The sequence below is a fragment of the Salinivibrio sp. ML290 genome (assembly GCF_001995695.1).
GTDB classification, from domain to species: Bacteria; Pseudomonadota; Gammaproteobacteria; order Enterobacterales; family Vibrionaceae; genus Salinivibrio; species Salinivibrio siamensis.
In genome coordinates this window covers 71,013-83,877 of the sequence record NZ_MUEY01000004.1, presented here as the reverse complement: position 1 = coordinate 83,877, position 12,865 = coordinate 71,013, and the positions used below count along the sequence as shown (strand labels likewise).

General features: G+C 51.5%; 14 protein-coding genes. 7 read left to right on the top strand and 7 right to left on the bottom strand.

Annotated elements, in window-relative coordinates; all coding sequences use genetic code 11:
- Positions 1-3 precede the first annotated feature (3 nt).
- Positions 4-975, bottom strand: coding sequence for an octaprenyl diphosphate synthase (gene ispB / locus BZG23_RS05580; RefSeq protein ID WP_077606391.1), 972 nt, complete (start codon positions 973-975; stop codon positions 4-6).
- Positions 976-1,342: 367 nt separating this feature from the next.
- Between ispB and rplU the strand changes: the two genes are divergently transcribed.
- From rplU to folA, 6 genes are all read left to right on the top strand, one after another.
- Positions 1,343-1,654 carry a 50S ribosomal protein L21 gene (rplU, locus tag BZG23_RS05575; RefSeq protein ID WP_046074286.1) on the top strand — a complete coding sequence of 104 codons (312 nt, stop codon included), beginning with the start codon at positions 1,343-1,345 and terminating at the stop codon, positions 1,652-1,654.
- A gap of 18 nt (positions 1,655-1,672) precedes the next feature.
- The gene (rpmA, locus tag BZG23_RS05570) at positions 1,673-1,930 is read left to right on the top strand and encodes a 50S ribosomal protein L27 (protein ID WP_046074285.1); all 258 of its coding nucleotides are present in this window, start codon (positions 1,673-1,675) and stop codon (positions 1,928-1,930) included.
- 217 nt (positions 1,931-2,147) lie between these two features.
- The gene (gene cgtA, locus BZG23_RS05565; protein ID WP_046074284.1) at positions 2,148-3,308 is read left to right on the top strand and encodes an Obg family GTPase CgtA; all 1,161 of its coding nucleotides are present in this window, start codon (positions 2,148-2,150) and stop codon (positions 3,306-3,308) included.
- 145 nt (positions 3,309-3,453) lie between these two features.
- Positions 3,454-4,233, top strand: a complete 780-nt coding sequence (locus BZG23_RS05560; protein WP_077606390.1) for a threonine/serine ThrE exporter family protein — start codon at positions 3,454-3,456, stop codon at positions 4,231-4,233.
- Positions 4,230-4,694 (top strand): threonine/serine exporter family protein, encoded by a 465-nt coding sequence (locus tag BZG23_RS05555; protein ID WP_046074282.1) that lies wholly within the window; start codon positions 4,230-4,232, stop codon positions 4,692-4,694. The genes BZG23_RS05560 and BZG23_RS05555 overlap by 4 nt, the downstream gene beginning before the upstream one ends.
- A gap of 17 nt (positions 4,695-4,711) precedes the next feature.
- Positions 4,712-5,194 (top strand): type 3 dihydrofolate reductase, encoded by a 483-nt coding sequence (folA, locus tag BZG23_RS05550; protein WP_046074281.1) that lies wholly within the window; start codon positions 4,712-4,714, stop codon positions 5,192-5,194.
- Here the strand turns inward: folA and apaH are convergent.
- From apaH to lptD, 6 genes are read right to left on the bottom strand one after another with little or no spacing between them, the layout of a single operon-like run.
- On the bottom strand, positions 5,191-6,018 hold the full coding sequence (apaH, locus tag BZG23_RS05545; RefSeq protein WP_046074280.1) for a bis(5'-nucleosyl)-tetraphosphatase (symmetrical) ApaH: 828 nt from the start codon (positions 6,016-6,018) through the stop codon (positions 5,191-5,193). The two genes, folA and apaH, sit on opposite strands and share 4 nt — an antisense overlap.
- Before the next feature lie 17 nt (positions 6,019-6,035).
- A complete protein-coding gene (gene apaG / locus BZG23_RS05540; protein WP_046074279.1) occupies positions 6,036-6,419 on the bottom strand; it encodes a Co2+/Mg2+ efflux protein ApaG in 384 nt (127 codons plus the stop codon).
- Between the two features lie 14 nt (positions 6,420-6,433).
- On the bottom strand, positions 6,434-7,240 hold the full coding sequence (gene rsmA, locus BZG23_RS05535) for a 16S rRNA (adenine(1518)-N(6)/adenine(1519)-N(6))-dimethyltransferase RsmA (protein WP_077606389.1): 807 nt from the start codon (positions 7,238-7,240) through the stop codon (positions 6,434-6,436).
- Positions 7,230-8,222 carry a 4-hydroxythreonine-4-phosphate dehydrogenase PdxA gene (gene pdxA / locus BZG23_RS05530; protein WP_046074277.1) on the bottom strand — a complete coding sequence of 331 codons (993 nt, stop codon included), beginning with the start codon at positions 8,220-8,222 and terminating at the stop codon, positions 7,230-7,232. Before pdxA ends, rsmA begins: the two co-directional genes overlap by 11 nt.
- Positions 8,212-9,507 carry a peptidylprolyl isomerase SurA gene (gene surA / locus BZG23_RS05525; RefSeq protein WP_046074276.1) on the bottom strand — a complete coding sequence of 432 codons (1,296 nt, stop codon included), beginning with the start codon at positions 9,505-9,507 and terminating at the stop codon, positions 8,212-8,214. The genes pdxA and surA overlap by 11 nt, the downstream gene beginning before the upstream one ends.
- Positions 9,508-9,560: 53 nt before the next feature.
- Positions 9,561-11,885, bottom strand: a complete 2,325-nt coding sequence (gene lptD / locus BZG23_RS05520; RefSeq protein WP_077606388.1) for an LPS assembly protein LptD — start codon at positions 11,883-11,885, stop codon at positions 9,561-9,563.
- Positions 11,886-12,039: 154 nt separating this feature from the next.
- Between lptD and djlA the strand changes: the two genes are divergently transcribed.
- Positions 12,040-12,861 (top strand): co-chaperone DjlA, encoded by an 822-nt coding sequence (djlA, locus tag BZG23_RS05515; protein ID WP_046074274.1) that lies wholly within the window; start codon positions 12,040-12,042, stop codon positions 12,859-12,861.
- The last annotated feature ends 4 nt before the right edge of the window (positions 12,862-12,865 follow it).

Here is a 12,865-nt window from a genome sequence, read left to right as displayed (position 1 = left end):
GAGCTAGGTGTTGCGGTCAACTGCTAAATGCGCCAACGCCACTAAGGCGTGTTTATACGGGGTATCTGGCAGCGTATCGAGCGCACGGATCGCTTTTTCTGATTCCTGCTCGGCACGTTTTCGCGTATAGGCGAGAGAGCCGCAGGCGTCCATACAGGCCAGAATCGCCTCGAGTTTATCGCGGCCATTGCCTTTTTCGATGGCGGTACGGATCATCGCCGACTCTGCCTCAGACCCATGTTGCATGGCGTGCAACAAAGGCAATGTCGGTTTGCCTTCGGCGAGATCATCGCCCGTTTGCTTACCCATTTCATCGTCAGCGCTGGTGTAGTCAATCACATCATCAATTAACTGGAACGCCGTCCCGAGGTAACGGCCATAGTCTTGAAGGGCTTTCTCCGTCTCCGCGTCCGCCTCGTTAAGAATCGCGCCAATCTGGGTGGCTGATTCAAACAAGCGCGCCGTTTTAGAGTAGATCACCTGCATGTAACTGGTTTCTGTGGTATCAGGGTCGTTACAATTCATCAATTGCAGCACTTCCCCCTCAGCGATCACATTGGTAGCCTCACTCATTAAATCCAGAATGCGTAACGAGCGCAGGCTGGTCATCATTTGAAACGAGYGGGTATAAATGTAGTCACCGACTAACACACTGGCCGCATTACCAAACAAGGCATTGGCCGTTGCGTTACCGCGACGCAAATCGGATTCATCGACCACGTCATCATGGAGCAAGGTGGCGGTGTGAATAAACTCAATAAACGCGGCGGCGGTGGTATGTTTGTCACCGTGATAACCAAGCGCACGCGCCGCTAATACAGCGAGCATCGGGCGCAGTCGTTTACCACCGCTATTGACGATGTAAAAGCCGAGCTGATTGATTAGCGCGACATCAGAGTTTAGCTGGGCGAGGATCTTTTGATCGACCTGCGCCATGTCGTCACTAATTAAGGCTTGGATTGATTTGAAATCCATGAATATATCCGGGCGTTGTCCTAGTTACTTGCCTGCCGAGCTAACGAAATAAATCACAACTCACTAGCAGCAAGAGGCGAAATATTGCATGTTAATACGTTCAGAATGGCGTGAAACCTTCGTCAGTATCGGCACCAGAGCGGGTATTTAGCTTGGCATAGTACACCAGATGACAGGCGACGAGATAGCGCTCACACAGGGAAAATGTGCGGGAATTAATGCTGAGCACCTTTTCACCAATTTTCTTGCTTTCCCCTCTTGCCTCAAATCAATTTCTGCCGTAGAATTCGCGCCCTATTGATGAATTATATGCGCACCCCTTGTTGCTCAATAATGCAGCAGGCCGTGCGGAAATGCGGAGTAAAACATGTACGCAGTTTTCCAAAGTGGTGGTAAGCAACACCGAGTAAGCGAAGGCCAGACTATTCGCTTGGAAAAGCTAGACGTTGAAACTGGCGCAAGTGTAGAACTTGACAAAGTATTGCTAGTGGCAAACGGCGAAGACGTTAAAGTTGGCGCGCCTTTTGTTAGCGGTGCAAAAGTAACAGCAGAAGTTGTTACTCACGGTCGCGGCGATAAAGTGAATATCGTTAAGTTCCGTCGTCGTAAACATTCTCGCAAGCACATGGGCCACCGTCAGTGGTTCACTGAAGTCAAAATCACTGGCATCAGCGCTTAAGAGTAGGAGAGAGAAGAGATGGCACACAAAAAAGCTGGCGGTTCTACTAAAAACGGCCGCGATTCAGAAAGTAAACGCCTAGGTGTTAAACGCTTCGGTGGTGAGTCTGTACTAGCAGGTAACATCATCGTTCGTCAACGTGGTACTAAATTCCACGCAGGCAATAACGTAGGTTGCGGTAAAGACCACACTCTATTCGCTCTGTCTGATGGCAAAGTGAAATTTGAGACCAAAGGTCGTCATAACCGTAAATTCGTTACTATCGAAGCTGAATAAGCTTCAACGCCAAGCGAATTTTTGAAGCCCTGCCTTTTGGCGGGGCTTTTTATTGTGTCTGGTGATCACCGGTCAGTGAGCGTCTGATCAGAGCAGCACAGAAAAGCGGTCAAAACAGAAAAATGATCCTAAGATCGATAAGATCGCCATTCACTAATCTGGGATAAAACTAATTGCAATAAACGTGCGTTTTAGCGATTGGTGCGGAGAAGTTAGCATGAAGTTTGTAGATGAAGCGATTATTCGCGTCGATGCCGGAGACGGGGGCAATGGCACCGTTAGCTTCCGGCGGGAAAAATATGTCCCTAAAGGGGGCCCAGATGGCGGTGATGGCGGCGATGGTGGTGACGTCTATCTGCTGGCCGACGAAAACCTGAATACCCTGATCGATTACCAGTTTGAGCGCTTTCATTCTGCGGCTCGTGGCGAAAACGGTCGCGGTGGCAACTGTACCGGTAAACGGGGCGACGACTTGGTGCTGAATGTTCCGGTGGGCACGCGCGCCATCGATGAAGATACCGGTGAAGTGATTGCCGATTTAACCGAGCATGGCATGCAGGTAATGGTGGCCAAAGGCGGGTTTCACGGCTTAGGCAATACCCGATTTAAGTCGTCTATCAACCGCGCCCCACGACAAAAAACCATGGGAACCAAAGGCGAAGTTCGTCAGCTGCGTTTGGAGTTGTTGCTGTTGGCTGATGTGGGGATGTTGGGCTTGCCGAATGCGGGTAAATCCACCTTTATTCGTGCGGTATCCGCGGCGAAACCGAAAGTGGCTGATTATCCTTTTACCACCTTGGTACCTAGCCTTGGGGTGGTCCGTGTAGCGGCTGACAAGAGCTTTGTGGTGGCCGATATTCCAGGCCTGATTGAAGGTGCGGCGGACGGCGCTGGGTTGGGCATCCGCTTCTTGAAGCACCTAGAGCGTTGCCGCGTCTTATTGCACATGATTGACTTGCTGCCCGTGGATGGTACCGATCCGGTCGATAACGCGTTCACCATTATTGATGAGCTGAACCAATACAGCGAAAAGCTGGCGGATAAACCGCGTTGGTTGGTGTTTAATAAAGTGGATTTGATGCCGGAAGACGAGGCGCAGGCGCAGATTGACCGCGTGCTTGAGGCATTGGCGTGGGATGACAAATACTATGCGATATCTGCGATTAATAAAGCGAACGTCCAACCGCTTATTTACGATCTGATGGCGTCGATTGAAGCGCTACCCGCGCCGAAACCTGAAGTTGAGCCGGAAGATGAGACAGTGGCGTTTAAGTGGGATGATCACCACGAACAGCAGCTCAATCAAAGTGATGACGACGATGATTGGGACGACTGGAACGAAGACGACTACGATGTCGAGATCATCTACAAGCCTTAATCTTATAAAGCCGTTACTGTTGTAGCGGCTTTTTTTATCTCCGACGTGGCGATAATCTGAGCACAACTTTATTTGCATCAAAGACCGAGATGACGCGGTGGTGAATACTGCGAGTAGATAAGCGCAACGAAGAGGGATTTTTGAGGTGGGAAAGCGGTTAACCGAACCAGAGCAACGGGTCATATCGCGTCTAGTGATTGAAGTCGGCCAGCGGCTATTACAGCATGGTGCGGAAAGTAAACTCGTCAGTGATGTGAGCATCCGTTTAGGGCGGGCGCTAGGGCTCGATAGCGTTGAACTGGCGTTATCGGCGAGCTCCTTAGTGGTCACCACACTCAGTCAAGGTCACTGCATTACCACCGCCAGACGTTGTCCCGATCGCGGGATTAATATGAAAGTGGTGACCGATATCCAGCGCACGGTCATTTTGGCCGAGAAAGGGATCCTCGACGCCTTGGCGGTACGTAAACGCTTGAGCCGGATTGAGCCCTTTCGTTACCCACCTTGGCTGGTGGTGGGGATGATAGGGCTTTCTTGTGCGGCCTTTAGTCGTTTAGCGGGCGGTGATGCGGTGGTGTTTGCACTCACGTTTATCGCCTCTGCCACCGGTATGCGGGTACGCCAATTGATAGCTCACCGTCAATTTAATCCGCTTCTCACCTTCGCGGTCACCGCCATGGTCACCACCTTGATATCCAGTGTGGGGACCATAATGCATTGGGGCAATGAACCCTTCCTCATCATGGCCTCATCAGTCTTAATGTTGGTACCTGGCTACCCGTTGATAAATGCGGTATCAGACATGGTCAAAGGCTTTGTCGATATGGGTATCGCACGCTGGACGATGGCATCCTTGCTCACCTTGGCAACAGCATTAGGCATTGTCGGTGCTATGAGTCTCGTGGGGGCGTGGGGATGGTTATGAGTTTATTGCTCGCCTTACTGGAAGATATGTTTTTTGCCATGATCCCTGCGGTGGGGTTTGCATTAGTGTTCAATGTACCGGTTAAGGCGCTCAAATACTGTGCTTATGGCGGTGCCGTGGGGCATGGTTTACGCTTTTTACTGATGGAGTCTGGTGTCGCGATTGAATGGGCCACGCTGGCTGGGGCGACCACGATTGGCTTTTTAGGTGTGTACTGGTCGCAGCGCTTTTTGGCGCATCCCAAGGTGTTTACCGTGGCAGCGATTATCCCGATGATCCCCGGCGTTTACGCGTTTAAAGCGATGATTGCGTTGGTAACCATCAACAATCAAGGCTATAGCCCTGCTTTATGGGCGAGCCTTATCGAAAACCTCACCACAGCCGGCTTTATTCTCTCGGCATTGGCCATTGGTCTTGCGATGCCCGGGTTATTGTTTTATCGTCGCCGACCAGTGATTTAAGGAAAAAGGCACCTAGAATGCGCATCAGTTTAGTTGCTGCGATGGCAAACGATCGAGTGATTGGCAAGAATAACCAAATGCCGTGGCATTTGCCGGCGGATTTAGCGTGGTTTAAACGCACCACCCTTGGTCACCCTGTGGTGATGGGGCGTAAAACCTTTGAGTCGATTGGTCGTCCGCTGCCCAAACGACCGAACATTGTGATCAGCCGCGACCCTGATTTTCAGCCAGAGGGCGTCACAGTGGTGAGCTCGCCAGAGCAAGCGCTTGAAACCGTGGTCGAGTATGAGGAGGTCATGGTGATTGGTGGCGGTACCATTTATCAGGCGTTTTTGCCCCGTGCTGACCGTTTGTACCTGACCTTTATCGATCTCGACGTCGACGGCGACACCCGCTTCCCGCAGTGGGGAGAAGGATGGGTGAAAACAGAGGTCGGCGCCCATCCTGTGGATGAAAAAAACGCCTACCCCGTCACTTTTACTGTCTGGGATCGTGCCTAAGTGGCGCTATTTTCTGCCGCTAACGTAAAGCAGGCTTTATCTTCCCAACGAAGGAGCGTGAGCTTACCGCCCCATACGCACCCAGTATCTAGCCCATAAAGCTTGGGCTGGATGGTGCCATTTAACGCCGCCCAATGGCCAAACACCACCGACTGATCAAGCGGCTGGCGCGCCGGCACCTCAAACCAAGGTAACAAACCACTGTCTTCGGCCTGGTTGGGCGGCAATTTGCATTGCATATCAAGGCGGCCATCTGGGAAACAAAAACGCATGCGGGTAAAGCTATTGATGATATAGCGATAGCGGTCAAGCCCGGTGAGTGTTGGATCCCACTGATCGGGGCTGTCGGCATACATGTTTTCTAGCAACCAGCGCTGATCATCACTGCGCAATATCGCTTCTACCTCGCGTGCACAGGCGACCGCTGTCTTTTTATCCCATTGCGGGCTAACCCCGGCATGGGTGAGTAAAAAGCCACCGTCTGGCGCGGAGACATCCATCAGAAGCGGTTGCTGAGACAACCAGCCGAGGAGTTGCTCCCTATCTGGCGCATCGAGAATGGGCTGGGTGTTGTCTTTGGCTTTGACCGGTTTTATGCCATGGGCAACGGCCAGTAAATGTAAGTCATGGTTACCCAAGACAACCTGAGCTGCGTCACCGAGCTGATAAAAGTAACGTAATACGCCAAGGGAATCTGGCCCACGTGCGACCAAATCCCCAACTGAATACAAAGTGTCTTTATCTGGGGAAAACCCGACTTGGGTGAGAAGCGCATCTAATGTGCGCTCACAGCCATGGATATCCCCGACAAGATAGGTCGCCATATGCCTCCCTGCTGGGGTTAGTGGAGAATGTTTGGCAGCGCGAGACGAAACGGTGCGATGTCGACTTTAAATGACTGATCGTCTTGACCTTGCATGGTATAAAAACCTTGCATCACACCCACAGGGGTCTCGATGATGGTGCCACTGGTGTAGGTGTATTTTTCCCCCGCGGCAATCTTGGGTTGCTCGCCGACAACGCCTTCTCCTTCTATTTCTAGCTCTTTACCATTGGCATCGGTAATGAGCCATTTTCTGCGCATAAGTTGCGCAGGGGCATCGCCGCGGTTTTCAATGGTGACTGTATAAGAGAAGACAAAACGCTCATTGTCAGGCTCTGATTGGTCTTCCACGTATTGGGTCGCGACGTGAATCTCGAATTGCGATTGTTCAGTGGCTTGCAAATCAAGGCTCCTGTTTATGATGAGTGATTGGCGTCCAACCAGTTAGCTAAGCGGGAGAACTGCGCCAAAGTCATGTGCTCAGGACGTAAGCTGGGGTCGATACCGAGCTCGGTCAAGGTGTCCGTGCTGACTAATGATTTAAAACAGTTACGTATGGTTTTGCGACGCTGATTAAAACCTTCACGACACACGCGCTCCAACCATGACAAATTGGTGACTGGATGTGGCAGGGTTTTGTGTGGCACCAGACGGACAACGGCAGAGTCCACTTTCGGTGCGGGTTTAAAGGCACTCGGTGGCACTTCCAATACAGGGATGACTTGGCAGTAGTATTGTGCCATCACAGTGAGACGCCCATATGCTTTGGTGCCCGGGCCTGCAGCCAGACGGTTAACCACCTCTTTTTGCAACATAAAGTGCATATCTTGCACTTGATCGGCAAACGAGAACAGATGGAACATTAACGGTGTAGAGACATTGTATGGCAGGTTACCAAAAATCCGCAGTGGACCTTGCTTGGCAAGCTCGGCAAAATCAAACGCCATGGCATCGGCCTCATGGACCGTGAGTTTGCGCCCCATAAATGGATGACTGCGTAGGCGTGCGGCAAGATCACGGTCAAGCTCAACCACGTTTAAGTGATCAACTTGCTCTGTGACGGGCTCGGTGAGCGCGCCGAGGCCTGGACCAATCTCAACTAGATTCTCGCCGGATTGGGGATTAATGGCTGACACTATCCCATCGATGACATATGGGTCGTTTAGGAAGTTTTGTCCGAAACGTTTTCTGGCACGGTGGCCTTGATGGACTTTATCGCTCATGCTTGCTATCTACTAATTCAATGGCGTGGGAGATGGCCGTCCGCAGGCTTCCTGTATCCGCCGTACCGGTACCCGCTAAATCCAGTGCAGTACCATGATCTACTGATGTTCTGACAAAAGGCAGACCCAGGGTAATATTCACTGAGCGGCCAAATCCTTTGAATTTTAACACAGGTAAGCCCTGGTCGTGATACATCGCCAGCACGGCGTCTGCATCTTGCAGGTATTTTTCCTGGAAAAGCGTGTCTGCAGGTAAAGGACCGACTAAATCCATCCCTTGTTGGCGCAGATCATCCAGCGCCGGCTCAATGGTGTCGATTTCTTCTGTTCCTAAACAGCCCCCTTCACCAGCATGCGGATTCAGGCCGCACACATAAATACGAGGATGTGTGATGGCAAACTTTTCGCGTAAGTCTTGATGCAAAATGCCGATAACGTCGTGCAAGCGCTCACGGGTGATGGCCTTGGAGACATAGGCCAATGGAATATGGGTGGTGACCAAGGCGACGCGTAGCCCCTCAGTGGCGAGCATCATCACGACTTGATTGACATTGGCGTGCTGGGCGAAAAACTCGGTGTGGCCACTAAAAGAGACCCCAGCACGGTTGATGATCCCTTTATGAACCGGACCGGTGACAATCGCGGCAAACTCGCCGCTCATGTTTCCTTCCGCGGCGCGGGTGAGGGTATCAAGTACATAGCGGCCGTTGGCCTCATCCAGTTGCCCGGGCGTCACCGGCGCGCCAATCGGCGTCTCTGCGACAATGAGCTCGCCCGCCTTGTGTGCTTGCGGCTCAGTGCGGGGATCGTAGTCGCGTAAGCTGATGGCTAGCCCTAACTGCTTGGCGCGCTCAGCCAGCATCTGCTTATTGGCGACGGCGACAAGCTGATGAGGCCAGGCATGAAGCGCCATGGCCAAGACAAGATCAGGCCCGATGCCTGCAGGCTCTCCGGGCGTAATCGCGATACGCTCAGCTGTCATCGGTGAGCACCTCGACGTAAGCCCCTGCGCGTAGCTCTTGCAGCCAAGCCTGCGCTTCTTCGTTGAATTTTCTATTGAACAGCATGCGGTAAGCGCGATTTTTCACTGCCGCATCGGTTTTATCCACTTCACGACGATCGGTGACTTCGACAATATGCCAGCCATGTACGGTTTTAAACGGCTCGCTGACTTGTCCTTCTGGCAGGGCATCGACTTTGGCTTTGAAGGCAGGCACATAGGCATCTGTGGTTGACCAACCTAGATCCCCCCCATTGACTGCCGAGCCAGGATCATCGCTGTACTGCTTGGCGAGATCGGCAAAACTTTGCTCACCACGTCGGATTTGGTTCGTCAGTTGGTTGAGCTCTTTCTCCGCGCCTTTATCACTCAGCACGATCGATGGTTTGATCAGGATATGACGCGCTTTCACTTCGGTGACCGCGACCGTTTCTAGCCCTTGTACATCGTCAATTTTGAGAATATGGAAGCCAACGCCGCTTCTAAAGGGGCCGATGATCGCCCCTTTACCTTGATTGGTGATTTGGTCGGCGAAAATGGTGGGCATTTCTTCTCGTCGCAACCAGCCCCAATCACCGCCGTCGAGCGCTTTGGGCCCTTTGGAATATTCCATCGCCAGTTCAGCGACATTCCCGTCATGGCGTAGAGTATCGACTAAGCGATGAGCTTGCTGTTTCACGCTTTCACGCTCAGCCTTGCTAGCATCGTCGTCTAACTTGAGCTGAATATGCGAAAGTTTGTATTTCACTTTTTGCATTTTTTGCTCGTTTAGTTGGCTAGCGAGCGTCTCGACTTCTTGCGGTAAAATACTAATACGGCGACGTACTTGCGCATTACGTGCTTCGGAAATGGTGAGCTCACGACGCACTTGTTCACGGTATTGTGCCCACGCGACACCTTGCTCAGCCATTTTTTCACGCAGGGCTTGTACGCTAACCGATTGCTCCTTAGCAATGTTTTCAATTGCTTGTTGCAATTGGCTGTCGTCTATCTGAATCCCTAAACGTTTAGCCTCTTGCAGCTGTAGCTCCTCAATAATCAGCCGCTCACGCATCTGCTCTTCAAGCACCTCTTGCGGCGGCAATTCGCGATCGCTGTTGGCGGCATTAAGGGTAACGGTACGACGCATCGCCGTCATATCACTTTTTAACACCACGCCGTCATTGACGACCGCAATCACGCGATCGAGTGCTTTCGGCGCGGCTTGTGTTAAAGGGGTCAGCAACACTAAAACGCCAGTGATGAGGGCGTGACTCCATTTGTTCATGCTTTGTCCACTTCTTTTCATAGGTTCAACAGTCCAGACCACAATATGGCGGGTTAGTTCTTCAGGGCAAAAGGATTACGATAACCCAAGGCGTTACCCGAGTCTGTACTGAAGTTAAAGCCACTGTCAGCTCCCAGTCCCAATAGGCTAAACGAGAGGGTCACGTTGTTGTCGTATTCTGGGTCTGTATTAATATCCGAGCGCGAGAGTAAGTACTCGTTATAGCTCAGGCCGACCACCCAACAATCCGAGCGATAGGTCAGGCTAAACTGATTTTCTAGCATCACGTCTTGAGTCAGATCGCGCCAGTATTGGCCTTTAAAACTGAGGCCTCCCCACAGTGGGAAGCCTGTGACCACACCGGCTTGGGATAGGCCGTCATCGGTGAGTGCGCTGATATCGCGGTTAGGCAAGGTAGACTCAATGTATTCTTGGGCCACATAGCGATAACTGGTTTGCGCGTAGAATTGTTGGCGGCGATACTCGGCAATCACGTTACCAAATTGCATTTCACTGAGGTTGCTGTCGTACTGCATTGATGCCCGTAAAAACAGGTAGTCATCAATATTCGCTTCCCCTTCGAGCGCCCAAGATGAATAGTCAAAGGTTTCTGCGTCTTGGTTTGACGGCTGATCAAAGTAATAAATTTGCCCGAACGACAGGTTGAGTCGCTCTTTATAGCCACCGTCGTAAAAACGAGTGGTCGCCCCGTAAGTCAGCTGGTTAGCCGGGTTAACATAATCAATGCTGCTAAATTGATTGCCGCGGAACAAACCATAGTAGTCGGTTTGTAAGCGTGCGGTATCGTAGCCACCACCACTGAAGTTGACGGGGTTATAAATATCCCCTTGCTCTACGTCTTTGATGTACAAGTATTGCACTTGAGGTTCGATCGTTTGGCTAAAGTGCCCCCCCATCGCCCAAAAGTTACGCTCTAGAACCACGCCGGAATGCAAGCGCACGGTTGGGATTTTACGCTCCACCGACTTACTCAAGGTCGCCGTCGACTCGGCATCTGGCATGGCATTGTCAAAGCGCTGATCGTAATGGGTGTAGAGCATGCTGGCTTCGGCCGTGGCATTAAACCAAGGGCGTGTGAAGGGCATGGTCAAGGTCGGGGCGAGATGTGTGCGCGTTGCTTCGGGTTTATTCGGGTCGTCGTTAGCAAACACACTAAATTGTGCCGGTACGCTGATATCCAACCATGGCAGCACTTGCGGCGCGTAGTAGTTAAAATCGACTTGCGGCATCAAACGATACACGCTGGTATTTTCTGTGAGCGGTTGGAAATCTCTCACGCGCACGGTGCTGTTCCAATCTAAGCCGCGGTAGCTGATTTCACCGGTTTGCAGCAAGGTATTGTCTTCCCGTTTACCCACGTCCGAGTCAATGTTTTGGAAGTAGGTGATGTCACTGACCTTGCTGTAATCGGCTTGGTAGCGCCAGTGACCCTGTACGCCGCTGTGCGTCCAGTTAAAGCCCCAGCGTGCGTCAAGATCTGGGTTACGCTGATCATCAGGCAGATATTCTGAGTACAAAGCGCCTGAGCCGAGTGGGGTTAAATAACGCACCTTAGTATTGAGCTGCACACCCCGTTCCGACATGTATTTGGGCGTGATCGTGGCGTCAAGTTGCGGATGGATGTTCCAATAAAATGGCGTTTCCATCTCGATACCATCGCGATCACTCCAAGAGACTGATGGGTATAAAAAGCCCGTTAGCCGGCCATCTTCAACGGGCACCCGCAGGTATGGCAGATAAAAGATCGGCACATTCATCACCTCAAACCGAGGGTGATAAAGGTCAGCAAATAAGCTACTGTCTTCTTTTTCTATTTTCGAGGCAGAAAAGCGCCAGCTTTTGTCTTCGTCCGGACAGGTGGTATAGGTGCCATCTTCCAGCTCATAGAAGGTGGTACCGTTTTTAAATACCCGCTTGGCTTCCCCTCGCCCTGGCGTACACAGCATCTTGTACTGCGCATTATTGAGTGTGGTGTCTTCGTTTTCTAAATTGGCTTGTAAATAGTCCGATGTCACCATCATCTGGCCGTCATTGAACACCACATCACCTTGAGCGGTGACGATCCGTTCTGGATCGCGCAAGGTCGCGGTATCTGCCGTCATTTTACGATGACCTTGGGTCACCTCGACATTACCGTTGTAGATGGCTTTTTCATTGGTTTGCGCTTCCGCGCGATCGGCCACCACGCGAATAGGCGCATTGTTCACATCTTGGGTTTGCTCACTTGCTGGAATACAGCGCGCCTCGCTATCAGGACAAGGTTCGTTGGATGATTCCGCATTAGCAAAAACAAGGGCTGGGCCATAAAGCGCCAGGCTAATCATGGTGGCTAAAAAGCTACGTGCAGTCGGTGACATTGAAGAAGACATTCCTGTTTTATCTGATTGCGTGGTGTACACGAAGGCAACGCATCAGTATGCTTTGGCTGCAAAATGCGATTATCATAAATCAATTTACGCCCGGCATCACCTGTAAATGTTCAGGGTGTGAAACTAGCAATGAGACCATGGCATGCGACTAAATGGCAAGGTAATTGGTGCAATTCTCGGCACATTGTTGGGAGGCCCAATCGGTTTTCTTCTTGGCCTTTTCTTGGGTCATCAGTTTGATAAAGCGAAACAGCGCGCGCGTTTCGGCGGTTTTGGTGCCCAAGGCCCACAAGCACAACGTGTTTTTTTTCACGGTACCTTTGCCGTGATGGGACATATCGCCAAAGCCAAAGGGCAGGTGACACAGGATGAAATTCGTCTCGCCAGCTTATTTATGGACAGAATGCAGCTGCAAGGTGAAGCCAGGCAGTTGGCTCAGCAGGCATTCCGTGAGGGGAAAGACAGTGATTTTCCGCTGGATGAAACCCTCAACGGCATTCGTGCTTTGAGCCAAGGGCAGCGTGATTTGTCGCGTGTCTTTCTGGAAATGCAAATACAAGCGGCGTTTGCTGACGGCGAGCTACATCCTAAAGAGCGCGAACTACTCTATGTGATTGCTGAGAAACTGGGTTTTTCGCCGCAGCAACTGGAGCAACGGTTACGGATGCAAGAAGCCGCGTTTCGCTTTAGCCAAGGTTATCAAGGCGGCTGGCAGCATCAAACCGATGGGCCGGGCGCACCACCACGGCAAAGTGAGATTGATGATGCCTATGATGTGCTGGGTGTTGATGCGTCGGCTTCCTCTCAGGAGGTGAAAAAAGCCTACCGTAAGCTGATGAATGAGCATCATCCCGATAAATTGATGGCAAAAGGCTTGCCGCCAGAAATGATGGAGCTTGCCAAAGAAAAGGCGCAAGAGATCCAAAAAGCCTACGATGTGGTGAAAAAAGCCCGCGATATGTAGCGGG

Coding starts and splice junctions, on each gene's coding strand:
- lptD (WP_077606388.1), bottom strand. CDS start 11,885: ATGTCACCGACTGCACGTAGCTTTTTAGCCACCATGATTAGCCTGGCG.
- apaH (WP_046074280.1), bottom strand. CDS start 6,018: ATGGCGACCTATCTTGTCGGGGATATCCATGGCTGTGAGCGCACATTA.
- BZG23_RS05555 (WP_046074282.1), top strand. CDS start 4,230: ATGAGTTTATTGCTCGCCTTACTGGAAGATATGTTTTTTGCCATGATC.
- djlA (WP_046074274.1), top strand. CDS start 12,040: ATGCGACTAAATGGCAAGGTAATTGGTGCAATTCTCGGCACATTGTTG.
- rplU (WP_046074286.1), top strand. CDS start 1,343: ATGTACGCAGTTTTCCAAAGTGGTGGTAAGCAACACCGAGTAAGCGAA.
- cgtA (WP_046074284.1), top strand. CDS start 2,148: ATGAAGTTTGTAGATGAAGCGATTATTCGCGTCGATGCCGGAGACGGG.
- pdxA (WP_046074277.1), bottom strand. CDS start 8,222: ATGACAGCTGAGCGTATCGCGATTACGCCCGGAGAGCCTGCAGGCATC.
- folA (WP_046074281.1), top strand. CDS start 4,712: ATGCGCATCAGTTTAGTTGCTGCGATGGCAAACGATCGAGTGATTGGC.
- rsmA (WP_077606389.1), bottom strand. CDS start 7,240: ATGAGCGATAAAGTCCATCAAGGCCACCGTGCCAGAAAACGTTTCGGA.
- rpmA (WP_046074285.1), top strand. CDS start 1,673: ATGGCACACAAAAAAGCTGGCGGTTCTACTAAAAACGGCCGCGATTCA.
- surA (WP_046074276.1), bottom strand. CDS start 9,507: ATGAACAAATGGAGTCACGCCCTCATCACTGGCGTTTTAGTGTTGCTG.